Annotated in this window: 13 protein-coding genes, 1 tRNA gene and 1 pseudogene; 7 read left to right on the top strand and 8 right to left on the bottom strand. The window is 71.0% G+C overall.

The genetic code is table 11. The features are described 5' to 3' along the window. Positions 1 to 119: 119 nt before the first annotated feature. From WME96_RS42365 to WME96_RS42355, 3 genes are all read left to right on the top strand, one after another. On the top strand, positions 120 to 3,446 hold the full coding sequence (locus WME96_RS42365; protein WP_437287207.1) for a thrombospondin type 3 repeat-containing protein: 3,327 nt from the start codon (positions 120 to 122) through the stop codon (positions 3,444 to 3,446). Between the two features lie 124 nt (positions 3,447 to 3,570). Beyond that, the gene (locus WME96_RS42360) at positions 3,571 to 4,215 is read left to right on the top strand and encodes a hypothetical protein (RefSeq protein ID WP_437287206.1); all 645 of its coding nucleotides are present in this window, start codon (positions 3,571 to 3,573) and stop codon (positions 4,213 to 4,215) included. A gap of 86 nt (positions 4,216 to 4,301) precedes the next feature. Continuing rightward, on the top strand, positions 4,302 to 6,155 hold the full coding sequence (locus WME96_RS42355) for an OmpA family protein (RefSeq protein ID WP_437292410.1): 1,854 nt from the start codon (positions 4,302 to 4,304) through the stop codon (positions 6,153 to 6,155). A 3-nt stretch (positions 6,156 to 6,158) separates the two neighbouring features. On the opposite strand, the gene WME96_RS42350 is transcribed toward WME96_RS42355, so the two are convergent. The 4 genes from WME96_RS42350 to WME96_RS42335 all read right to left on the bottom strand — a co-directional run bounded on the left by WME96_RS42350 (position 6,159) and on the right by WME96_RS42335 (position 12,279). Beyond that, positions 6,159 to 7,952, bottom strand: a complete 1,794-nt coding sequence (locus WME96_RS42350; protein WP_437292409.1) for a PEGA domain-containing protein — start codon at positions 7,950 to 7,952, stop codon at positions 6,159 to 6,161. 151 nt (positions 7,953 to 8,103) lie between these two features. Further along, positions 8,104 to 9,897: a serine/threonine protein kinase gene (locus WME96_RS42345; RefSeq protein WP_437287205.1), complete on the bottom strand. Its 1,794-nt coding sequence runs from the start codon at positions 9,895 to 9,897 to the stop codon at positions 8,104 to 8,106. Between the two features lie 166 nt (positions 9,898 to 10,063). Beyond that, complete coding sequence (locus WME96_RS42340; RefSeq protein ID WP_437287204.1) at positions 10,064 to 10,624, bottom strand: NADPH-dependent FMN reductase; 561 nt, start codon at positions 10,622 to 10,624, stop codon at positions 10,064 to 10,066. Positions 10,625 to 10,830: 206 nt separating this feature from the next. Continuing rightward, the gene (locus WME96_RS42335) at positions 10,831 to 12,279 is read right to left on the bottom strand and encodes a phospholipase D-like domain-containing protein (RefSeq protein WP_437287203.1); all 1,449 of its coding nucleotides are present in this window, start codon (positions 12,277 to 12,279) and stop codon (positions 10,831 to 10,833) included. 74 nt (positions 12,280 to 12,353) lie between these two features. Here WME96_RS42335 and WME96_RS42330 point away from each other — a divergent pair, with 74 nt between their 5' ends. Continuing rightward, entirely contained in the window at positions 12,354 to 13,094 is a 741-nt protein-coding gene (locus tag WME96_RS42330; RefSeq protein WP_437287202.1) for a hypothetical protein, read from the top strand. A gap of 144 nt (positions 13,095 to 13,238) precedes the next feature. Further along, a pseudogene (locus tag WME96_RS42325) lies at positions 13,239 to 13,409 on the top strand (hypothetical protein); the annotation flags it as partial. An 87-nt stretch (positions 13,410 to 13,496) separates the two neighbouring features. Here WME96_RS42325 and WME96_RS42320 read toward each other — a convergent pair. Beyond that, positions 13,497 to 14,675: a poly(ethylene terephthalate) hydrolase family protein gene (locus WME96_RS42320; RefSeq protein WP_437287201.1), complete on the bottom strand. Its 1,179-nt coding sequence runs from the start codon at positions 14,673 to 14,675 to the stop codon at positions 13,497 to 13,499. A 1,036-nt stretch (positions 14,676 to 15,711) separates the two neighbouring features. After that, positions 15,712 to 15,798 (bottom strand) — tRNA-Ser (locus tag WME96_RS42315). Positions 15,799 to 16,686: 888 nt separating this feature from the next. Between WME96_RS42315 and WME96_RS42310 the strand changes: the two genes are divergently transcribed. Next, positions 16,687 to 17,100: a hypothetical protein gene (locus WME96_RS42310; RefSeq protein ID WP_437287200.1), complete on the top strand. Its 414-nt coding sequence runs from the start codon at positions 16,687 to 16,689 to the stop codon at positions 17,098 to 17,100. A 91-nt stretch (positions 17,101 to 17,191) separates the two neighbouring features. On the opposite strand, the gene WME96_RS42305 is transcribed toward WME96_RS42310, so the two are convergent. Further along, positions 17,192 to 17,581 (bottom strand): hypothetical protein, encoded by a 390-nt coding sequence (locus WME96_RS42305; protein WP_437287199.1) that lies wholly within the window; start codon positions 17,579 to 17,581, stop codon positions 17,192 to 17,194. Between the two features lie 194 nt (positions 17,582 to 17,775). On the opposite strand from WME96_RS42305, the gene WME96_RS42300 reads away from it, so the two are divergent. Continuing rightward, positions 17,776 to 20,064: a glycoside hydrolase family 15 protein gene (locus WME96_RS42300; protein ID WP_437287198.1), complete on the top strand. Its 2,289-nt coding sequence runs from the start codon at positions 17,776 to 17,778 to the stop codon at positions 20,062 to 20,064. On the opposite strand, the gene WME96_RS42295 is transcribed toward WME96_RS42300, so the two are convergent. After that, positions 19,985 to 23,335: an FAD-binding and (Fe-S)-binding domain-containing protein gene (locus WME96_RS42295; RefSeq protein ID WP_437287197.1), complete on the bottom strand. Its 3,351-nt coding sequence runs from the start codon at positions 23,333 to 23,335 to the stop codon at positions 19,985 to 19,987. The two genes, WME96_RS42300 and WME96_RS42295, sit on opposite strands and share 80 nt — an antisense overlap. Positions 23,336 to 23,355: the final 20 nt, after the last annotated feature.

Below are 23,355 nucleotides of genomic sequence, written 5' to 3'. Positions count from 1 at the left end.
GCGGCCGGCGGCCGAACAGGGGGTGGCGCCGAGGAAAAACGTCCCAGGCCGAGGGGGAACCCGGATACGCTCACGGGGGGCGCTGTCGTGTACGGCGCGATCTGTCTGGAGGAGCCGCGATGAGTTTCCCCGCTTCGCCTTCGATGCCCCGGCAACACGCGCACGCCGGCGCCCTGAGACGCGGCCTCTTGCCGCTGCTCGCCGGCCTGCTCGCGCTCGTGGCGCTCGCGCCGACGCCGGCGCGGGCGGCGTTGTGGGACACCGACAACGACCAGGTCGCGAACGGCGTCGACAACTGCCCTGGGGTCAGCAACCCGGGCCAGTACGACGGCGACGGGGATGGACTCGGCGACGCCTGCGACGACAACGACGACAACGACGACACCCCGGACGACGCCGATCTCGACGACGACAACGACGGGATCGAGGACGCCACCGACAGGTGTCCGACGATAGCGACGCCCATGGGGGCGATGCCGAACTTCGACGGCGACGGCGACGGCGTGCCCGACGTCTGCGACAACTGCCCAGCGGACCGGAACGAGGACCAGCTCGACAGCAACAGCGACGGGGAAGGGAACATCTGCTCGCCCGACAACGACGGCGACGGGATCAATGACACTCCGGACAACTGCAACGACGTCGCCAACCCCGGTCAGGCCAATGCCGATGGCGACCAGTTCGGCGACGCCTGCGACAATTGCCCCACCGCGTACAACAACGACCAGCGGGACAGCGACAACGACGGCATCGGCAACGCCTGCGACAACTGCGCAAACATTCACAACACCGATCAAACCAACGTAGACCGAGACGCCTTCGGCGACGCCTGCGACAACTGCCCTGGCAGCCCCAACACCGCCCAGACGGACACGGACAGAGATGGCGTCGGCGACGCCTGCGACAACTGCCCGAGCCGCGCGAACCAGAGCCAGAGCAACGGAGACGGGGATACGGTAGGCGACGCCTGCGACAACTGCCCCGGCACCTCGAACAGCGGCCAAGAGGACGCAGACGGCGACACCTTCGGCGACGCCTGCGACAACTGCCCGAGCCGCGCGAACGATCAGGAGAACGCGGACGGCGACGGCTTCGGCAACGTGTGCGACAACTGTCCTTACATCGCCACGCTGACCCAGGTCGACACCGACGGCGACGGCGTCGGCGACGCGTGCGACACCTGCCCGCTCCTCATCACCGGCACTCAGGCTGACGGCGACGGCGATGGTGTCGGCAATGCATGCGACAATTGCCCCGAAGCCTCCAATTCAACCCAGGTGGATGGCGACGGCGACGGCTTCGGAAACGCGTGCGACAACTGCGCCAGCATCGCCAACGCAGGCCAGGCCGACGACGACGGCGATGGAGTCGGCAACGTCTGCGACAATTGCCCGGCGCTGCAGAACGCGCCCGTCGCCGGCGGCGTTCAGGCCGACCGCGATCTGGATGGGATAGGCGACGCCTGCGACAATTGCCCGGCGGTCGCCAACGCGAGCCAGATCAACACCGACGCGGCGACAGGTGATCTGGACGGGGACGACTGCGACGACGACGACGACGACGACCGCGTGCCCGACGTCAACGACAACTGCCCGCTCGTCTCGAATACGAACCAGAGGAACACGGACCGGACTTTCCCTGGCGGCGATGACAGGGGCGACGCGTGCGACAACGACGACGATGCGGACGGCGTGCCTGACGCGACCGACAATTGCCCGCTCACGCCGAATCCGGATCAGACGAACACGGACGAGCACCTGACCGACGGCGACGGCTTCGGCGACGCGTGCGACGATGACGACGACGCCGACCGCGTGCCCGACGTCAACGACAACTGCGTCACGACGCCGAACCCTGCCCAGGCCAACACCGATCTCAGCCTCCCCGGCGGCGACGTCCTCGGCGACGACTGCGACGAGGACGACGACGCGGACGGCGCGCTCGACGGGGTCGACAACTGCCCCTTCGCGCCGAACAGCACCCAGATCAACACCGACGAGGGCCTCCCCGGCGGCGACGGCGACGGCGACGCGTGCGACAACGACGACGACGCGGACGGGGTGCCGGACGGCTCTGACAACTGCATCACCACCCCGAACCCCGACCAGGCGAACAACACAAAGAACGGGCCTGACGATCCGTACGGCGACCTCTGCGACGAGGACGACGACCAGGATCGCGTCCTCGACGTGGACGACAACTGCTCGTACGACGTCAACACCAACCAGCTCGATACGGACCGCGACGGCGACGGCGACGTATGTGATGGCGACGACGACGACGACGGCCTCACCGACGCCGAGGAGGCGGCGCTCGGGACCGACCCGACCAGCGTCGACTCCGATGGCGACACCATCGGCGACATCGAGGAGGTGGCGAACCGCGGCAACCCTGCCGATCCTGCCAACAACACCGACGGGGACGCGGCCATCGACGCGGTGGACCCGGACAGCGACAACGACGGGCTGCTCGACGCCGAGGAGGCCGGAGATGCATTGCTGAGCACGCCTGCATTCGACACCGACGACGCGGACGACATCCCGAACTACCGGGACACCGACTCGGACGACGACGGCGTGCTCGACGGCGACGACAACTGCCCGCTCCTCGCGAACGCGCCGCCGAACCCGGGCGAACCGCAGACCGACACCGACGGCGACGGCAAGGGCGACGTCTGCGACGGCGACTCGGACAACGATGGCGTGCTCGACGGCGACGACAACTGCGCGCTCCTGCCGAACGCCGGACAGGAGGACGCCGACGGCGACGGCGACGGCGACGTGTGCGATCCGGACGCCGATCCGGACGGCGACGGGGTGATCAACGCGGACGACAACTGCGACTTCGACGCGAACCCGCCGTCAGCGCCGGGCGAGCCGCAGGCCGACCTCGACGGCGACGGCGACGGCGACGCCTGCGATGACGACACCGACGGCGACGACATCCCGGACGCCCGCGACAACTGCCGGATGATCGTGAATGCCGGGCAGGAAGACGCCGACAGCGACGGCCACGGGGACGCCTGCGACAACTGCCCGCGCCTGGCGAACGCCGGGCAGGAAGACGAGAACGGCGACGACCTCGGCGATGCCTGCGATCCCGACGGCGACGGGGTGACGACCGATATGGACAACTGCCCGAGCGTGGCGAACGCCGGGCAGGAAGACACCGACGAGGACGGTCTCGGTGACGCCTGTGATGAGATCGCGCCGACCGGCGGCGGCGGGATGGGCGGCGAGGGAGGCCAGGGCGGCGCGGGCGGCGCCGGTGGCGAGGCCGAGGCGACCACGACGACCAGCGGCGGCGGGACGGCGTCAGGGTTCCAGGGCGGCTGCGACTGCCGCGCGGGGCGCGCGCCGGCGTCCCGGGAGGCGTGGGGCCTGCTGCTGGTCCTCTCCGCCGTGCTCCGGCGGTTCGGGCGACGGCGCCCGCCGCGGGCGGCCTGACCCGTACGGCAGCGGTTGCGCCATGGCGATCACCCGAGGCACATGTCCGGCGAGCGCGACGGCTTCTCCTCGAAGGAGCCGTCCGGTTCGTCGACCTTTTCACGTAGCTTCAAGGAGGACCCTCATGCAGGCATCTCGGTGGATCGCGGTGTGGATGGCGGTGGGCGCACTCGGCATCACCGGCACGGGCGCGGGGTGTGGCGGTGACGAGTCAGGGGACGAGCCGCCCGCGAGCTCGGCGTCGACCACCAGCACAGGCGAGGGCAGCACGGGGACGGGCGGCCACGGAGGCTCGGGGACAGGCGGCCACGGAGGCACAGGAACGGGCGGCGACGGAGGCTCGGGAACAGGCGGCGACGGAGGCTCGGGAACAGGCGGCGACGGAGGCTCGGGGACAGGTGGCGACGGAGGCTCGGGGACGGGCGGCGACGGCGGCTCAATGGGCCAGAGCTTCAATCTCACCCTGCGTGGTGCCGGGTACGCCCCCGCCTACGACGTCGGAACCGACGTCTACGTGGAGGTCATCGCCGTGGGCGAGACCGTGGCGACCCTGAGCGCATCGGACACGATCGATGATGAGGGGGCGTTCTCGGTGATGGGGCAGGTGCCCGGCGGCAAAGCCTACAAGATGCACTGGTACGTGGATCTCGTGGCCGACGGAGAGTGCAAAGAAGCCGAGGATCACGTCTGGACGCAGGACGTCCCCACCGTGACCGCGGATATCACGCGCAGCGTCGCCCCCAACACGGACTTCGGCACCTGCCCATAGGGCATCGCGCAAGGTCATCGCATGGGCCCAGGGAGGAAACCCGGATATTGCCCCCCGCCGCACGCCCCCGCTATCGTGGCCCCTTGATGAGGTCGTCCTCCATCGCAGCGGCAGCGTCCGCGTCCTTCCTGCTGACGCTCGCCAGCGCTTCGAGGGGTCAATCGACCGGCGGCTTCGCGCTCGACCGATTCGAGCCGGCGCCCGCCGGCGACGTGTTCTTCGGCGTCCCCTCCCCCGCCGCGCCCGGCCAGCTCACGCCGCGCGTCCACGCGATGTTCGATTACTCCCATCGGCCGGTCCGCACCGCGCCCCCCGAGGGCGCCGTCGATCTGCGCGAGGTCGCCATCGTCTCCTCGCAGGCGTTCCTGCGCCTCGACGCCTCGCTGGCGCTCTGGGACCGCGTGCTGCTCTCCGTCGGCGCGCCGCTCGCCGTCGTGCAGGGCGGCGACGATCCCGGCTTCTCTGACGCGCAGTTCACCGAGCTGAACGCGCCCGTCGTCGGCGATCTCCGCCTCGGCGCCCGGGTCCGGTTGCTCGGGCAGGACGCGGGGCCCATCCAGCTCGGGATCGGCAGTTACCTTTTCCTGCCCACCGGGTCACCGGCGCAGTACACCGGCGATTCATCCGCCCGCGGCAATTTCCACGCGAGCCTCGGCGGCCGCGTCGGCGCGCCGCTCGCGTTCCTCTGGAATGCGAGCGGCGGCGTCGAGGTCGGCGGCGGCGCGAACAGCCCGCCGCTGTTCACGTTCGGCGGCGCCGCGGGGCTCCTCCTCGCCGGGGATCTGCTCCAGCTCGGCGCCGAGCTGTACGGCGCGGCGCCGCTCGGAAACGATCTCCAGCTCTCGAGCACACCGCCCACCCGAGCGGACGCCGGCGTGAACGCCGAGCTGCTCTTCGGTGCCAAGCTGCGCGTCCTCGGCGGCCTCACCTTCGGCGCAGCGGCCGGGCCGGGCCTCTTCGACGCTGTCGGCACGCCGAACGTCCGCGCCGTCGGCATGATCGGCTGGGCGCCGCTCCCGCAGCCCGCGCCCCCCGAGCGCGCGCCGGCCGCCGCCGCGGCGGGCGACAAGGACGACGACGGCATCAACGACGACATCGACGCCTGCCCCGACGTGAAGGGCGAGCCGTCGCCCGATCCCGCGAGGGACGGCTGCCCTCCGGCGGATCGCGACGGCGACACGGTGCTCGACGTCGACGACGCGTGCCCGACCACGCCGGGCGTCCGGCGCGCCGACGCGACGAAGAGCGGCTGCCCGGACGACGCGGACGAGGACGGCTTCCACGACGGGATCGACGCCTGCCCGACGGTGGCCGGCGCCGCGAGCGACGACCCGAAGAAGGTCGGTTGCCCCGGCGACACGGACGGCGACGGCATCGCCGACGCCTCCGACGCCTGTCCAGCGGCCAAGGGGCCCGCCAACCGCGATCCGAAGCAGAACGGCTGCCCCGACGATCCGGACGGCGACGGCGTGCGCGGCGCCGCGGACGCCTGCCCGAGGGAGCGCGGGCTGCCCGACCAGGATCCGAGGCAGAACGGCTGCCCGAAGTTCGTGCGGGTGCACGCCGACGAGATCACCACCTCGAAGCCGGTGCAGTTCATCCCGTATGGCAAGACGCGCACGCAGACGGTCGACCCCATCTCCGACGAGGTCCTCTACGAGGTGCGCGACGCCATCCTGCAGAACCCGGACATCGAGCTCGTCGAGGTGCAAGGGCACACGGACGACAACGGGACCGAGGAGTTCAATCTGACCTTGTCCCAGGAGCGCGCCGATGCCGTCCTCTCGTGGCTCGTGGCCGCCGGCGTGCCGCGGGAGAAGCTCGTGGCCAAGGGGTACGGGTTCGAGCAGCCGCTCGGGGACAACCGCGTCAAGACAGGGCGCCAGAAGAACCGGCGCGTCCAGTTCATGATCATCAAGCGCAAAGGGCAGCAGCCCTAGCGTTCAGAAGTCGTAACGGAGGCTCACGCCGGGCGCGACCATGAACACGAGGTCGCCCATCACGGGCTCGGGCCGGTAGGTGCCGATCCCGTCGGTCGACGCCGGGATCTCGATCGTCGGATCCCACCTCGGCGGCTCGGGGGCGATGAGCACCAGCAGCTTGGCCCCGGCCGAAACCTCGAAATGCTCGGCGAAGCGGGCGCCGATCCGCACCTCGGGATCCAGATAGAGGTACGTGGCCGACGAGAACGATGCGGCCGGCGCGGCGAGGATCACGCTGCCGTCCCGCGCCGTGAAATCGCCGCTGCGCTCGTCGCGGACCTGACCGAGCAACACCCCGGCGCCGAGGCGGAACTGCAGGGGGAAGCGCTGCTCCACGTGGTAGCCGATGGTCGCGCCGACGAGCACGCCGCTCAGCCGCAGATCGTCGTCCGCGTGGCCTCGATCCGGCTCGGCCACGCCCACCGGGTAGAGCTCGGCGTCGCGGCCCTCGACGCCCTGGAACGCCATCAGGCCTCCGACCTCGACGCCGAAGCCGAGCCCCGAGCCGAGCTCGTAGGCGCCGTGGAGGAAGGCGGCGCCGCCGAGCCCGGGCGAGCTCGAGCAGCCCCCGGAGCAACCCGCGACATCGCCCCCGAGCGTCGGCACGAGCAGGAACGAGGCGCTCGCGTCGAGCGCGATCTTCGGCGGCTTGCGCCAGATCGGCGCCTCCTCGTCGCGCTCGAGCTGCAGCGTGAGCACCTCGCGCTCCCCGCGGTCGAGCGTCACGGTCCGCGACCCGGTGACGAACCCGTCGGCCTTCACCTCGACGCGGTGCTGGCCTTCCTTCAGCCGGCCGAGCCACACGCCGTTGCCGACGTTGACCGAGTTGATCCACACGCTCGCGCCGGGCGGCGTGGGGTTGACGCGCAGCGAGGCGTCGAGCTCCTCGGCGAGCAGCGACAGCGTGGTGAGCTCCTGGGGCCGCACGGGCGCGGCGGTCGGCTGGGAGCCGAGCTTCCCCTCCCCGCGCAGCGTCACCATGTGGTTGCCGACCGACAGCGCGCCGAGCCAGGGCGTGCGCCCGACGACGACGTTGTCGACGAGCACGTCGACCGTCTTGCCGGTGCGCTCGACGACGCGCAGCCTGCCGGATCGCGTGAGCCTGCGGAGCCTGGCCTGCACCGGGACCGTCTGGCCGCCGGCGACGTCGACGCGCCGCTCGAACGACTCGAATCCCTCCTTGAACACGCGGATCACGTGCGGCCCTGCGGGCACGCGGATCGGCTTGAAGGGCGGATACTGGCCGCGGTCCTCGCCGCTCACGACGATGGACGCGCCGGGCTCGGCGCCGGTGATGTCGATCGTCCCGACGCGCGCCCTGAGCTCGGCGATGTCGCGCTGGACGGCCGTGCGCTCGGCGGCCGACGCGTTGAAATCGCGGAGGAACGCCTCGAACATGTCGAGCGCCTCGTCGTAACGGTGCAGCTCCCGCAGCGCGATCGCCGCGTTCCTCGTCGCGGCGCGCGTCGGGAACAGCTTGCGCGACAGCATGAACTCCGCGAGCGCTGGCCCGAGCGCTCCCTGACCGAGGAGCGCGATCCCCTTCTCGAAGTGCTGGAGCGCCTCCTGGCGGACGGCCTCGGACACCGGGACCTCGTCTCCCAGCGAGCGGGGCGCCGCCGGGTCCTGCGCCGGCGCGGCCTCGCCGGAGCCCGCCGGGGCCGGCGCTGCCTCGCCCGGCGGGGGCGCGGGCGGAGCGCCGGGCTGCGCGCCGGCGGTCAGCGGCGCGAGCGCGGTCACGAGCCCCGCCGCCATCGCCGTCACGGAGGACGCGCGTCGGCGGGGCGCGCCCCTCGAGCCCGGGAGATCGGCTGTCTCGGATCCCTGCGTCGACCTGCTGCGCCCGGCCGACGGCCGCTCAAGCTCGCCCATCACGTTCGTCTGTCCCGCCCTGCTCCAAGGAGGCTCACTGCTTGAATTCGTCGGTGTCGCGCGTGAACCCCGGAGGGACCGCGGGGCGCGTCGTGCTCGGCGGCGGCGCGGCGCTCGCCTTCGTCGTCGGCGCGGGCCCGGGTCGTCCATGCACGGTAGGGAGCTCGACCTTCGCCGGGTACGCCCCGCCCTCCGTGATCGCGATCTCGGTGGTCACCTGGGCCGAGCCCTTGAACACGCGGACCTTGTACGTGCTGCCGAGTCGCCCGTTGATCTCGAGCACGCCGTCGCTGGTGGTCGTGCGCTCGCCCTCGAGCTCGACGAGCGCGTCTTCTGGCCAGATCACGACGCGCACGCGCCGCTTCGGGGCCTCCTCGGGCGGCGCGGTGGCGCTGGGCGGCGCCTCCACGACCGCGACCGGCGGTGGCGGCGTGACCTGGCTGGCCGGGATGACGGGCGCCGGCGCCGTGATCTGCGGCGCCTCGGCGGCCTCGGGTGTCGCGGAGAAGCGCCGCGCCGCCATCACCCCGAGCCCCACCACGGCGCCGAGCGCAGCGACGCCGGCGACGAGCGCGACGCCCTTGGCGGACCGGCCGAGCCGCGCGGCGCTGCCCGAGCGCGACGCCGTGAGCCCGCCCTCGGTGCCTGACGGCACGGCGGGATACGCCCCGCTGCGCAGCGCCGAGCCGTCGGAGGCCGGGTACCCGCCGCTCGCGTTCGCGTTCGGCGCGGCCGGGTGCCCGCCGCTCGCGTTCGCGTTCGGCGCGGCCGGGTACCCGCCGCTCGGCAGCCCCAGGGCGCTGACGGCCGGGTACCCGCCGCTCGCGTTCGCGGGGGGTATCGACGGCGACACGTGCGGGTTGCTCTGCCGCACCTCGGGGGCGCTTGCGCCGAGGCGCGGGGCCACATGGTGGCGGTGGGCCTCGGTCAGGGGGACGAGCATGTCCTCCTGGATGGCCCACCCGTAAGGCAGCATGGGCCGGAGCGTGGCGAGCATGTCCTGCGCGCTCTGGAACCGGCGCGCCGGGTCTTGCTGGAGGCAGCGGTGCACGACGGCCGCGATCTCGGCCGGGACCCAGGGCGCGTGGTCCTGGAGCGGCGGTACGGGCCCGGAGCAGATGGAGAGGATGAGCTGCCCGAGCGCCTTGATGTCGTGGAAGGGCGTGCGCCCGGAGAGCGCCTGATAGAGGACGGCGCCGAGCGACCAGATGTCGGTGCGGTGGTCGATCTCGCGCTGCCCGACGGCCTGCTCCGGCGACATGTAGAGCGGCGAGCCCACGAGGCTGCCGGTCTTGGTGAGATCGGCCCCCTCGGTGTCGTTCGCCTGGTCCATCTTGACCTTGGCGATCCCGAAATCGAGCAGCTTGATGATGATCTCGCCCGCGTCGCGCCGCGCGAGGAACAGGTTGTGCGGCTTGATGTCGCGGTGGACCACGCCCGCGTCGTGCGCCTTCTGCAGCCCGAGGCAGCAGTGCACCGCGATGCGCAGGGCGACGTGCGGCGCGAGCGGGCCGGTGCGGAGCAGCAGGTGCTGGAGGTCCTCGCCGGAGAGGTACTCCATCGCGAGGAACGGCAGCTTGGTCTCGCGATCGACCCCGGCGTCGAGCACCTGGGTGATGTGCTGCGTGTCGATGGCTCCGGCGGCGCGCGCCTCGCGCTGGAACCGCTGAACGATCCTCGGATCGCGCGTCAGGTCGAGCGAGCTGATCACCTTGATGGCGCAGCGCCGGCCCGTCGCGGTGTGCTCGGCTTCATACACCGAGCCCATCGCTCCCTCCCCGAGGAGCTTGGCTATCCGGTACTTGCCGTCGATGACCGCGCCGATCACAAGGCTACGATCGACTGTAGGCGGTTCCTCTGGGGAGCGCAACGCTCACCCGCGGCGCGGTGCGTCGCGGGACATGGATGCGACCGGCGCGACCGGCGCGACCGGAGCCACCGGATTTCCAGTGCGGCCACCTCGATGGCTGGCCGGCGACGCGTCGCTCCGTCGCTCACTTCCCGCGGAGGGTCTTCATCGCGCCTGCCCAGGCGATGAGCTGGTCGAGCATGTTGCCAACAGACTTCTCGTGGCGAGGATTGGGCTTGAACACGCTGAAGTTCTCGAAGTCGTCAAACAGGGAGAGCATGACCTGCGCGCGGACGTCCGCGATCTGAAGCTCGGCCATCACGAGCCGGAGTTGCTCGACGGCGCGGGCGCCTCCCGCGCTGCCGTAGCTCACGAATGAAGCGGCCTTGTTGTTCCATTCCTTGTACAGGTAATCGAGCGCGTTCTTGAGCGCGCCCGAGGTGCCGTGGTTGTACTCCGGCGTGACGAACACGAAGGCGTCGAAAGGGTCGATCTTCGCCGCCCACGCCTTGGTGTGAGGCTTTGTGTACTGTCCCATGGCCGGCGACACCGGCTCGTCGAGCAGCGGCAGGTCGAAGTCCTTGATATCGACGAGCTCGTATTCGGCGCCACCCTTCTTCGTCGCCACGCCATGGACCCACTTCGCGACGGCCTCACCGTTCCGTCCCGGCCGCGTGCTCCCCAGAATGATCGCCACCTTCAGCATGTCTGCGCTCCAGTCGATGGCCCCTCTTCGATCGGGCGAACGGGCGGCAGGATGCAACTTCCCATGACATCCCGGTGGTAGGAGGAGCCGTTCGAGGTTGTTACGAGCTGCGTTTCAGGCGCGTTTTCATCCCGCACCGTCCATGCGTCAAGTGGGCCCAGCCGGAGCGTTGAGGCCGTCAGGCGACGTCGGCGAGCTCGACCGCGTCACGGCGCGTGAGGCGATGAGGCCGTGGCCCTGGCTCTGCGGGCGAGGGTCACATACCGGATGATCAGGCTGATCGCGGACCAGAGCGCGAGCACCGCGAGCGGCCAGGCGAGCAGACGAGGAAAGTACAGGGCGATCGCCGCGCTGCCGAGGAGCCAGAGCGCTCCGCCGAGGAGGATCCCGCCCTCGGCCGCGCCGAGGACGCGGCGGTTCGTGATCGCCGCGCCCACGGTGTTCGCGAGGCGCAAGGCGCCCGCCGCGGAGCGCCCGGTCCCGGCCGCCTGCGGGGGGCGCGGTCTGCCGGGGAGGGCGCGGCGTCGCGCGCGGAGGACGATCTCGGTCGCGCCGCGGAGGTCTTCCTCGAACTGCGCCTGCATGCGCCCGGCGAACTCCTCGTCCTCGATCGCCACGTCGATCTCGCAGTTCTCGAGCCAGCTTACGATGTTGAGGTTGCTCGATCCCACGCGCGCCCAGCGACCGTCGGCCACCGCGGTCTTCGCGTGGAGCATCGATCCATTCCACTCGTAGACGCGGACGCCGGCCTCGAGCAGCGGGCGATAGCCGGCCCGCGACAGCGCACCGATGGCCGGAACATCGCTCGTGCCGGGGACGAGCAGGCGCACGTCGACTCCATCGCGCGCCGCCGCCTCGAGCGCCTGGACGTACGGCGCGATGCCGACGAAGTACGCGTCCGTCAACCAGAGGGATCGCTGCGCCAGCGCCGCGATCATCTGATCGAGCCGGTAGAGCCCGGTGGTGCTCGGCAGCTTCGCCACGACGCGCAGGTCCACGTGGCCCACCGCTGCGGGAACGTCGGTGAGGACGGGCAGGTCGGCGGGCAGGCTGTCGCCGAGGCTCGCCCAGTTGTCGGCGAAGGCGACGGCGAGCGCGTGCACCGCCGGCCCCCGCACGGCGATGCCGGTGTCGCGCCACGGCGACACGCGGCGCGCTGGATTGCCGAGCCATTTGCCGCTGACGCAGATGCCGGAGACGAAGCCGACCTCGGCGTCGACGACGAGCAGCTTGCGATGATCGCGCGTTACCCAGCCGAACGGGCTGGTGAAGCCGAACGGATTGTAGGTGCGGACCTCTCCGCCCGCCGCGCGCAGCTTGCTCCAGAAGCGGTCCGTCGACGAGCCCAGGCACCCGAACCAGTCGCGAACCACGCTGACGTGGACGCCCGCCGCGGCGCGCTCGCTGAGCGCCTCGCGGAACTCGCGCCCCAGCGCGTCGTCGTCGAAGATGTAGTTCTCGAACAGGATCGAGGTGCGCGCCGCCCGTATCGCGGCCAGCCAGGCGTCGAAGTTGGCTCGGCCGTCAATCAAGAGATCGACCGCGTTGCCGGCGATGAGCGGCGCGCCGGCGACGCGGCTGAAGGTCTGCTGAGCGAGGGGGCGCAGCGGTGCGTTCGTCGGGGCGATGCGTGCGGGGGCGCGGGCGGCGGCCATGGGATGCTCTAGGTGCCAGAATTTTCGGGTCCCGTCGCGCACGTGCACCTCGTCCGGTCAGGAGGAAACGAGCGATGAGCTCCGCAGCGCCCTTGGTAGCCTCTGGGACGACGCGCGCGCCGACGGAGGCGACTGCCGACCGCCCCGATGCCAACCGCATCGCCCTGCGCGCGCTGCGATCTCTCCTCGACGCCGCCGCGCCAATGGATCTCACCGTCGAGGGAGCGCCCGTCCACGTTGCGGTCGAACGCCTCCCCTCGGCGCCGTGGCCAGCGCGAGGGCTGGAGGGGCTCGACCAGGCCGCGGACGGGCCCTTGCCACGCGCCGTGCGCCTGCGGTGCACCTGGCCGGGCGGCAGCACCGAGCTGCTCTTCAGCGTGGCCTGGTGGCAGACGAAAGGCGCTTACCGGCACCTCGTGGGCATCAAGATCAACGTCGTGTCGACCAACCGCGAGATCGTGTGGACCACGGTGGCGCTCCGGCTGCGCGATCGGCTGGATGGCGAGGTCGTCCCCGTTCCGGTCGCGTGCTGGACGTGGCGACGACGGGACGAGGATGCCGAGGAGAAGTTCCGCCAGAGGAGCATGCCCTTGAAGCTCGCCGTCGAGCGCGCGGGATTGCCCCTCGTAACGCCCTGGAACATGGAAGCCTTCTCCATCCGCTTGCCCGACGGAGAGGTCCTCCCCTCGCCCGAGGAGGGCTTCCGACGGCTCGCGCACCTCGCCCTGCTCAAGCTGCCCTTCTTCCTTCGCGGCCACGGAGCGTCAGGGGGACGGCGACGCGCTGACGGATCTCGGCCGCCAGATCCTCGCTGATCACCCGGCAGAGGAAGCCCAGATCCGGAGTCGGCTGGACGAGCTGCTCGCCGATCGCAGCATCCTCGGCGACAGCGTCGTGACCGGAGGCGACATGGACGAAGACCTGGTGCCGTCACCGGCGTCTTCCCGGAAAAGGTCCTCGTCAGCGCCTACACAAACGACAGCGGCAAAGTCGTCGTCGTCGCCATCAACGAGACAACCTCCGCCCAGACCGTTCCCCTCGCCTTCGCAGGCGGCACCGCGCCAAGCGCGATGGTCCCCTTCGTGACGCCGCTTCGAAGAACTGGGCCGAAGGAACTCCCGTCACCGTAACGGACGCCACGCTCCCGATGGCCCTCGAAGCCATGAGCGTGACGACGTTCGTGAGTCAGTGAAGCCTAGCCAGATCGGCCCCGTCGCTCAGGGGCCCTCCATCAGGGCGTTCTGCTCTGCTTGCACGCGGCCATCGGTGCAGAACTTGCAGTTGTCGCCGTAGAAGAAGTTCCTGTTCGCTGTGTCATCCATCAGATGAACGCGGAACCAGGCCGCGGCCGACGACAGGGACACGCCATTTGCGCCCTGATAGACCCAGCTACCGTGATCCGCGTTGAGCTCGTTGAGGAAAAACGCGGGCTGATCGGTGACCGTCTTGAAGACATCGTGGACCCTGCTGCATTGCACCGTGGAGTCCTTCCCCCCGCAGAAGAAGAACATGGGGGTATGCACTCCCTCGAGGGCACTGGTGCCGCAAATCGTGCCGAGGGCCGAGAAACGGGGATCGGAGGCCGTCTTGCAAGTCGACATGCCCCCATAGGAATGGCCAAGCTGGCCGATCTTCGTGGTGTCGAGGGCGTGATAGTACGGGCTGCTCGCATCCTCGGCTTGTTCCAAGATCCAATCGAGGCCCGCGGTCGTGGGAAGAGGATCGCCTTCGGCGGTCGCGGTGCTGAGAGAAGCCACCACGACGAAACCGTGGGACGCGAGATGGTTGACGATCGGTCCGTATTGTCCGCACCACTGATTGTTGCCGGCGTTGACGACGCATTTCGGCGGTTTCTGCTCCGGATTGTCCCGGTAGCCATTGGCCCAGATCAGGATCGGATGGCAGTGGCCGCTGGTTGCGATATTGCTCGGGCGGTACACGTTGAAGCGCTGTTGCTCGTCCCCATAGATCGGATCGGGAACGACGCCGGCGAGGGGGCCGACGTTCTTGTCTGCGGTGACCGAGAAGGGGCCCGTCTTGGTAGGATCGGCCGTGGGGAACGGGTCGCCGACGCAACTACCGGTCGTGCCGCCGCTACCGGTCGTGCCGCCGCTGCCGGTCGTGCCGCCGCTGCCCGATGGCCCGCCCGAAGCCGCGCCACCCGTGGCCCCACTCGAGCCGCCCGACGCCGAGCCGCCAGCCCCACCACTGGATGCGCCGCCGCTTTCGGCCGTTCCCCCAGAGCCCGTCGCACCACCGGAGGCCGTGCCCCCGCTGCCCGTCCCACCGCTGTCCGTGCCAACCGCGCCCCCGCTCGCGGCAGCGTCCCCATTCGATCCGTTACCACACGCCGCGGTGGAAACGCACACGCCCAAAGCCAGTAGCCAACGCCTCATGGTGACTCTGTCCTCGCCCAGCCGCTCAGCGTCGTCAAGCGCTTTGGCGGATGGGACAAGCAAACGCGTTCCGCAAAGTCACAATTCTCGGAGCCGTTCCTGGCTCGTGCAGTCCGACTGTACGAGCTTATCGACAGAACGGGCCTTATGCGATCAGACAGGCCTTCCACTCGTGAAACGCCTGCGATTACCGCGACGTCGCACCAAGCGGAAGGCATCCTACCGTATAGCTGTACACTACTGGCACCAAGCGGAAGGCATCCTACCGTATAGCTGTACACTACTGAGCTCGTCCAAACGGCCGCCGTCCACGCGACATGGTGGAGGTCGCGCGACATGGCGTGTCGCGCCGGACGATGATCGGCTCAATGAGGCCGATTTCCCGGATGGACTCGATGATCGACGTGATGCCGCCGCGCTGGCGCATTCACCCCTCGGGAACAACCACGTCATGGGAACAACCACGTCTTCGGTGGGCACCAGCCGGACCTCGCCGGACAGGGTTCGGTTGCCCTTTTGACAAGGGGGCAGATCCGATCTGCCTCGCGCTCCATCTCGATCACGTTTTCGTCCGAAACCCGCGCACCCCTGAGCCCTCCGTCCAAGTTGGACGGATCGTTCTCCTCAAAGCGCTCTCACTTCGCAAAGCGGTGGTCTCGCACGCCCGCCACAACGTCGCCGTGGTGCCCTGCCCGTTAGCGATGGCCGGCGCCAAGCCTCTCGCTAGGCGCTGGGCTGGATGTGCGTGCTCCGGCAGTAGCAGCGAGGTCGCCAAAGTTCGGGGAGACCCGTGCCCCAAGCACGACGCATCCGGTCGATGCGTCACCAGGCCCACGGGCTCTCGAGAGAGCTCGTCGCAGGGCGACCGTGAATCCGGGCCGCCCGCATCGTGAGCCGACTCACACAGCTAGGCCCGGAATCAGGGACCTGCCGTGCCAGAAATTTGCCAGAACCTGCGTCCAGACCTGTCCACGCCTGTCTGCTCCCGTCCACATCCCGGACCGCGCGAACTACTCGACATCCTTGCAGAAACCAGCGGAGGAGAAGGGATTCGAACCCCTGGTTGAGTTGCCCCAACGGCGGTTTTCAAAACCGCTGCCTTCGACCGCTCGGCCACTCCTCCAAATGCCCTAAACTGCTCCCTTTTGTGCCCTTTCCGGCCACCCCTGTCAACGGACGATCAACATCCCCGCCCCCGGTCGACGCCCCTCCTGCGCAGGTCCGCGATCTCCCTGGCCCGCAGACCCGCGTCCGCCGCGACGATGGGCGCAGCCGCGCCGCCGGGCTGGCGCACCGACGAGCACGGCTCGCTCTCCTCGGGGCGATTGGGGGAGAGCGCGGACAGGGCCGCGCAAACGTCGTCTTCGACGCGAGGCACGCAGGTTGCACGCTCTCATGACGTATCGCGAGGGCCGGCGGCGCCGCAGCCCGGGCGGGCCGGGCGCACGAAGGCGCGGCGAGCGCAAGCTTCGAGGGGGCGACGTCATGAGGCAGGCCACGACGCGTGGGGCGATCCTCGGCGGGCGAGATGACCGCGGGCGTCACGGTCTTCCCGGCGCAGGTGCGCTTCGCGCTGCCGTTCTCGCGCTCTCGCTCCCGGAAGGGTGGACGGCGCTGGGGAAGGCGCGAGCGCGCTCGTGACAGGACCGCGCGGACAGCGTCGATCGCCTGGCGCTCGGCGAGCTGATCTCCGCGGCGGGCGGCGTGATCGTCGCCCCCATGACTCACGTCCGCACGCCGTGGAAGCGATACCAGCACGAGCCGGTCGATCAGCGCGCGCAGCCCGATCACCGGCACCATGCGCAGGACAACGGATGCATTGACCCATGAACGGCATTCCCGCCGAGAGAGAGCGGGTCACGGCGGTGTGTGGAGACGTCGCCGGGGATCAAGGAGGATGGCGCGGCGCCCGGTGAGAAGCGGGAGACGCGGGACATCGCCCCCGCGCCCCGCGCCCGGACGAGCGGCGTGAGACACTTCTCGACGGCCGAGCGGGCGTTACGCTTCCTTCATGAGGCTCGGCGCACGGCTCACCACGCACGCATTCTCGGCTGGCGCCGCTGGCATCAGCTTCATCGTCCAGCCTCTCCCGGCCTCGGACCAGCTGTTCGTCATTCCGATCCAGTACATGCTCGCGGCGTCGCTCGCGAAGGAGCGAGGCGCGCCCCTCGCGAAGGCGGCGTGGTCTCAGATCCACCAGATCATCTGGGGCGGCGGCGCCCTTCGCCTCATGCTCGGCTTGACCCTGGGGCTGCTCCCGCTGGCCGGCGCGGTCACGAACGCGCTCACGGCGCTCGTCACGACCGAGTACCTCGGGCACTACGTGGATAGAGCCCTCGACACCCCGGACGACCCGCCTCCTGCCCTGTCGATCCAGGACATCCTGGACGCCATCACCTCTCGCTTCACCCCGCGAGCGCGGTAGGCAAGCGGTACCCGGGTCGAGCTCACCCTGGGTCGAGCTCACCTTGCGGCTCCTGGCGCCGAAAGACGAGATCCGCGGGAGCGATCCCCCGTCACCACCAGAGTCGCCAGCGCTTGCGGCGGGAGCGTATCGCCGCCGCCGCCACGGCCCCCACGACGGCGATCAGAGCGGCCGCCGCGATGGCGACGTGCCGGGCCGTGCGCTCTGCCCCGCCCTCGACGGCGCCCCACCTCGCCCTGGCCGCGACCATGTCGCGCGCGAGCCGCTCCTTGCTGTGCTCGATCTGATCGGCAGGCCCCGCGGGCGCCGCGGAACCCGCGCCGGCGCTGAGGTGAGCTCGCTCGCTGAGGGGACGGGCGACCCTCTCCGTGTCGAACCGGATTGCGCTGGAGCGTTCCATGTGGCCCGCGCTGCAACCGCTGTTCCCCACCAGCGCATCGGCGCGCTCGCCGGCGCCCGCGCCCGGGATGCGCTGCGGCATCCGCGATCTCACCCCGGCCTGGCGGCTCCCCGGACGCACCGGCGCGCAGGGGCTGCACATCGCGCCGCGTCCGGCCGGCCGACCCCGAGCGAGCCGTCCGCGCCACGATACCGATGGGCCCGCAGTCGATGGACCGGGCGTTGCAGCCCTCGATCCCAACGAGCTGTGCAGTCGTCGCGGCTCAGAGCCTGCCCATGCGGACCTCCGGAAGAACGGCGCTGATCGCGCTCCTCGGCATCTCGCTCCCGACCGACGCCGCGGCGAGGGCGACGGCGCCTTCCGGCGCGGCGCCTGGGTCCTCGTCCTCGGGGAGCTGGTCCCACGGTTCCAAGGACTTCTTCGGCGCCGCGTACGAGAGCTACGACGCGGACCTGACGTATTCGGCGCGCTCCGACACGGCCCCGATCAGCAGGGTGTGGTTCACCGGGGCGAGCGGCATCCTGACCGAGGTCTACTGGCCGACGAACGACACCCCGCAGACGCGGGATAGCCAGCTCCTGGTCACGGGCGGCCGCGGAGGCCTCTTCGAGGAGCGGCGCGACGCGCGGCGGAGCGTCTCGTGGATCGAGGAGGGCGTGCCGGCCTTCCGGGTGATCACGGACGATCCGGGCGGCAGGTTCAGGATCGAGAAGACGATCTTCGCCGATCCCGATCGCGATGTGGTCCTGCAGCGGCTGAAGATCACCCGGAACGTCGGAGGGCTCAGGTTCTTCGTGCTTCATAACCCCGGCGTGGGGAACACGCCGCTCGGCGACAGCGCCATGGCCAGCACCGGAGATGCGCCGGGGGCCGGGCTGTTCGCCTGGCAAGGCCCCTTTGCCCAGGCTTTCGTGGCCTCCGTCGCATTCCGCGACGCCACGGCCGGCTTCTCCGGGATGGCGAGCGACGGCTATCGGGACCTGCAGAAGCACCGCACGCTGACGACGCATTACCGCGAGGCGAGGGACGGCGATGTCGCGCTCACCGGGGAGCTCGACCTCCCGCTCGCGCCCGGGACCGACGAGCTCACGCTGGCGCTCGGGTTCGGACGCGACATCGGCGAGGCCTACCGCGCCGCCCAGGCGTCGCTCCGCGACGACCCCGGCGCCCTCCTCGACAGGTATTGCGCCGAGTGGCGCGCCTATCAGGCGTCCCTCCGCCCGCTCGGGAGCGCCTCGCCCGAGCTCGCGCGCCTTTACCGCAGCTCCGTGGCGGTCATGAAGTCGCTGGAGGACAGGACGCACGCAGGGGCCTTCATCGCGTCGCCCTCCGTGCCCTGGGGCGACGTCAGGGTCGACCGGGCGAGCGCGATCTCGCCGAGGGCGTCGGACAGGATCACGGGCGGCTACCACCTCGTGTGGCCGCGCGACCTCGTCCAGATGGCGCTCGCGCTGCTCGCCGCCGGCGATACGCGCTCACCCCTGGCGGCAATGCGCTTCATGAAGAGCGTCCAGCTCTCCGCTTCCGACGGAACATGGGATTTCGGCTCGCTCCATGTCTCGAAGGAAGGCTCGTTTTACCAGAACACCTGGTCCGACGGAGAGCCGTACTGGAGAGGCCTGGAGCTCGATCAGGTCGCGCAGCCGATCGACCTCTGTTACCACGTGCACAAGGAGCAGATCGTCGCGCCCGACGCGTGCTGGGATCTCGTGCGCCGCACCGCCGACTTTCTCGTGGCGTTCGGCCCCTGGACCCCGCTCGACCGATGGGAGGAGGTCTCGGGCATCTCGCCGTCGACCGTGGCCTTCCTCTGCGCCGGGCTGGTCCACGCGGCGGAGATCGCCGGCACGATGGGGGACCGCGATCGCCAGGCCCGGTACAGGGAGACCGCCGAGCGCTGGGCCAGGCAGGTCGACGACTGGACGTTCACGACCCGGGGGAGCATCGGCAACGGGCGGTACTACGAGCGCGTCGACGGGGCCGGCGGCCCGGACGCCCCGAGGGACCCGAACGACGATCGAGGCTACGTCGTGCAAGGGCGCTTCTGGCGGGAGCGCGACGTCGTCGACTGCGGCTTCCTCCGGCTCGCCGTGCTCGGCGTGCGCCCGGCGCTCGCGGCGAACATGGCCGATTCGGTGGCGGCGTGCGACGCCGCGCTGCGGGTCGACGTCCCGGGGTTCGGCCCGGGGTTCCACCGCTATGTCGGCGACAGGTATGGCTTCGATCCGCGCACGGGGGAGCGGACACGAGGCATGTTATGGCCGACGCTGACGGGCGAGAGGGCCCAGTACGAGCTCGCGAGGGCGCTCGAGGAGTCCAGCTCGCCCGCGACGGCGCGGAAGAGGATGCGGCCGTACCTCGACGCGATGGCGCGCTTCGCGACCGCGTCCCGGATGCTGCCGGAGCAGGTCTTCGATCGTGGGCCCCGCGCCGGCCAGCCGACCGGCGCGGCGGCGCCCCTCGGGTGGGCTCACGCCGAGTTCGTCACGACCCTGCGCGAGCACGACGACGCGAGGCTCTTCCGCCTGCCGAGCCGCCCTCGATCCGGTCGCAGCGCGCCATAGCGACGCGCCCGAGCAGGCCGGCCGCCGCGAGCGCCGCCGCGGCCGCGCCCGCCGCCGGGAGCCACCGCGCGCGCCGTGCCCGCCGCCGCTCGGTCGCGAGCCACCGGCCGGCCGCCCAGAGGAGCGCCGCGCCGGCCGGCGCCGCGGCGAGCGCCGCCGCCTTCGCGGGCGGCAGCACGTAGACCTCCTCGGGCGCCGGCAGGTACGCACGCTCGGGGTAGTCGCCCGCCGGCCCCTCGGGGCCGTGCAGCGTCGCCATGCGCACGACCTCGGCCAGGTGCAGCGCCCGCCGGTCGGTGGTCTGCTGGATCTGCTCGCGGCAGCTGAAACCGTCGGCCACGACGAGCGCGTCCTTCGGCGCCGACCGGACCGCGGGCAGCAGCACGCGCTCGCCGCACTGGATCGAGACCTCGTACTTGTCGCCCTCCTCGAAGCCGAAGGCGCCCGCCATGCCGCAGCAGCCCGAGTCGAGGATCCCGGCGTCGAGGCCCATGCCGCGCAGCACGTCGCGCTCGCCGTCCATCCCCAGGATCGCCTTGTGGTGGCAGTGGCCGTGCACCACGGCGCGCCGGTCGAGCCGCGGCAGCTCGCGCCCGCGCGGACCGAGCAAGGGCCGGCCCGGATCGCCGTCCGGCGCCCCCTTCAGGAAGTCGCCGAACATCTGCGTCAGCTCCCGCAGCTTCGACGCCACCGGGTCGTCGGGGAACAGCCCGCGCAGCTCGTCGCGGAAGACCGAGACGCAGCTCGGCTCGAGGCCCACCACCGGCACGCCGCGCTCGATCGGGTCGCGCAGCGCGCTCATCACCTCGCGGAGCAGGCGCCTCGCCGCCTTCAGGAAGCCGAAGTCGTAGAGCGGCCGGCCGCAGCAGAGCTGCTGCTCCGGGACGATCACCTCGTAGCCCGCCCACTCGAGCACCTCGGTCGCGGCGATCGCCGTGCCCGGGAAGAAGTGGTCGTTGAACGTGTCCGGCCAGAGCAGGACCTGCGGCGCGCCGGCGTTGCGCCGCGGCCGGCCCTGGAACCACTGCCGGAACGACTGCCTGGCGAACGGCGGGATGCTCCGCTCGGGCGCGATGCCGGCGATCCGCTTGGCGATCGCGGCGAGCGCCGGCGTCTGCGTCACGAGGTTGGCGAGCCCGGGCACGCGCTGCCCGAGGCGCGCCCACCAGGTGATGAGCCCCATCGTATAGGCGGCGCGCGGCCTGAGCCGCCCCGCGTAGTAGTGCGACAGGAACTCCGCCTTGTAGGTGGCCATGTCGACGTGGACCGGGCACTCGCCCTTGCACCCCTTGCAGGCCAGGCACAGGTCGAGCGACTCCTTCACCGCGTCGTCGCGGAAGCCCCGGAGCTCGCTCCCCTCCAGCATCTCGAAGAGCAGGCGCGCCCGCCCGCGCGTCGCGTGCTCCTCCTCGTGCGTCACCATGTAGCTCGGGCACATCGTGCCGCCGCCCTGGCGCCGGCACTTGCCGACGCCCACGCAGCGCAGGGCCGCGCGCGTGAAGTCGCCGTCGTCGTCCGGGAAGCGGAAGTGCGTCTCCACGGCCGCGGAGCGGAAGCCGGCGCCGAGGCGCAGGTTCTCGTCGACGCGGTACGGGTCGACGACCTTGCCGGGGTTCATGCGCCCATCGGGGTCCCAGGCGGCCTTGAACTGGCGGAACGCCTCGATGAGCTCCTCGCCGTACATCTTCGGCAGGAACTGCGCGCGCGCCTGGCCGTCGCCGTGCTCCCCGGAAAACGAGCCGCCGTAGCGGACCACGAGGTCCGTCGCCTCGTCGAGGAAGCGCTTCCAGTTGCGGATGCCCTCGGCCGTCACCACGTCGAAGTCCACGCGGCAGTGCACGCACGCCTGCCCGAAGTGACCGTAGAGCGCGGGGTGGTAGCCGTGGCGATCGAACAGCGCGCGCAGGTCGCGGAGGTAACCGCCCAGGTTGTCCGGATGCACGGCCGAGTCCTCCCAGCCGGGCCACGTGTCGGGCTCGCCCGGGACGCGCGAGGTCGCGCCGAGCCCTGATCGGCGCACCTCCCAGAGCGCCAGCTCCTGCTCGGGGTCGTCGTACAGCTTCATCGACGGCGGGTTCGGCCCGCGCGCGAGGGCATCCATGGCGGCGCGCGCCCGCGCGTCGGACTCCTCCGGCGTGTCGCCCCCGAACTCGACCAGGAGGAAGCCGCGGCCGTCCGGGAGGTAGCGCAGGTAGCGCTCGTTCAACCCCTTCTTGTGCATGTCCTCGATGAGCCGGTGGTCGATCCCCTCGAGCGCGATCGGCCCGGCGCGCAGCACCTCGGGCACGTGATCGCCCGCGGAGAACACGTCCGGGTAGCCCAGCACGACGAGCGACCGGAACCTGGGCCAGTCGACGAGGCGCAGCGTGGCCTCGAGCACCGTGACGCACGTGCACTCGGTGCCGACCAGGGCGCGCGCCACGTGGAAGCCGTTCTCCGGCAGCAGCTCGTCGAGGTTGTAGCCCGACACGCGGCGCGGGATGCGCGGGTAGCGGGCGCGGATGAGATCCGCGTACCGGTCGCGGATGGCGCGCAGCGCGGCGTAGATGCGCCCCCGCCGCCCGCCCTCGGCGACGATGGCGTCGAGCTCGTCCTCGCTCGTCGGCCCCACGCGCAGCCGCAGGCCGTCGTAGGTCAGCACCTCGAGCTCGTGCACGTTGTCGACGGTGCGCCCGCCGAGGACCGAGTGCACGCCGCAGGAGTTGTTGCCGATCATCCCGCCGAGCGTGCAGTACTCGTGGGTCGAGGGGTCGGGCGCGAACGTCAGGTCGAGCTCGTTCGCGGCGTTGCGCAGCGTGTCGAGCACCGTGCCCGGCAGGACCCGGGCGCGCTTGTTCGCGCGGTCGAGCTCCAGGACGCCGCGCATGTACTTGGAGAAGTCGAGCACGACCGCCACGTTGCACGTCTGCCCGGCGAGGCTCGTGCCGCCCCCGCGCGCGAGGATGGGCGCGCCGTGGCGGCGGCACGCGGCCACGGCGGCGATCACGTCCTGCTTGTGGCGCGGCACGACGACGCCGATGGGGAGCTGCCGGTAGTTCGACCCGTCGGTCGCGTAAAGCGCGCGGTCGCCCGCGGTGAAGCGGACCTCCCCCTCGATGGAGCGCGACAGCTCGGCGGCGAGCGCCTCCACCTCGGGCCCGGCCGCGGCGGCGAGCCGCACGCGTTGCTCGCCCGGCAAGCGGATGACGCCGCGATCGATCTCGCGCTGCACGGGCTCGGAGGGCGCGCCCTCCGCCGCGGATGTCCCTGTCTCCTGCTCGACGTACTGCATGATTTCCCCCTCACACCGCG

This window comes from Sorangium sp. So ce406 (genome assembly GCF_051474675.1).
GTDB classification, from domain to species: domain Bacteria; phylum Myxococcota_A; class Polyangia; order Polyangiales; family Polyangiaceae; genus Sorangium; species Sorangium cellulosum_G.
Note: the sequence above shows the minus strand (reverse complement) of the source record. Positions and strands in the feature narration are given on the sequence as shown.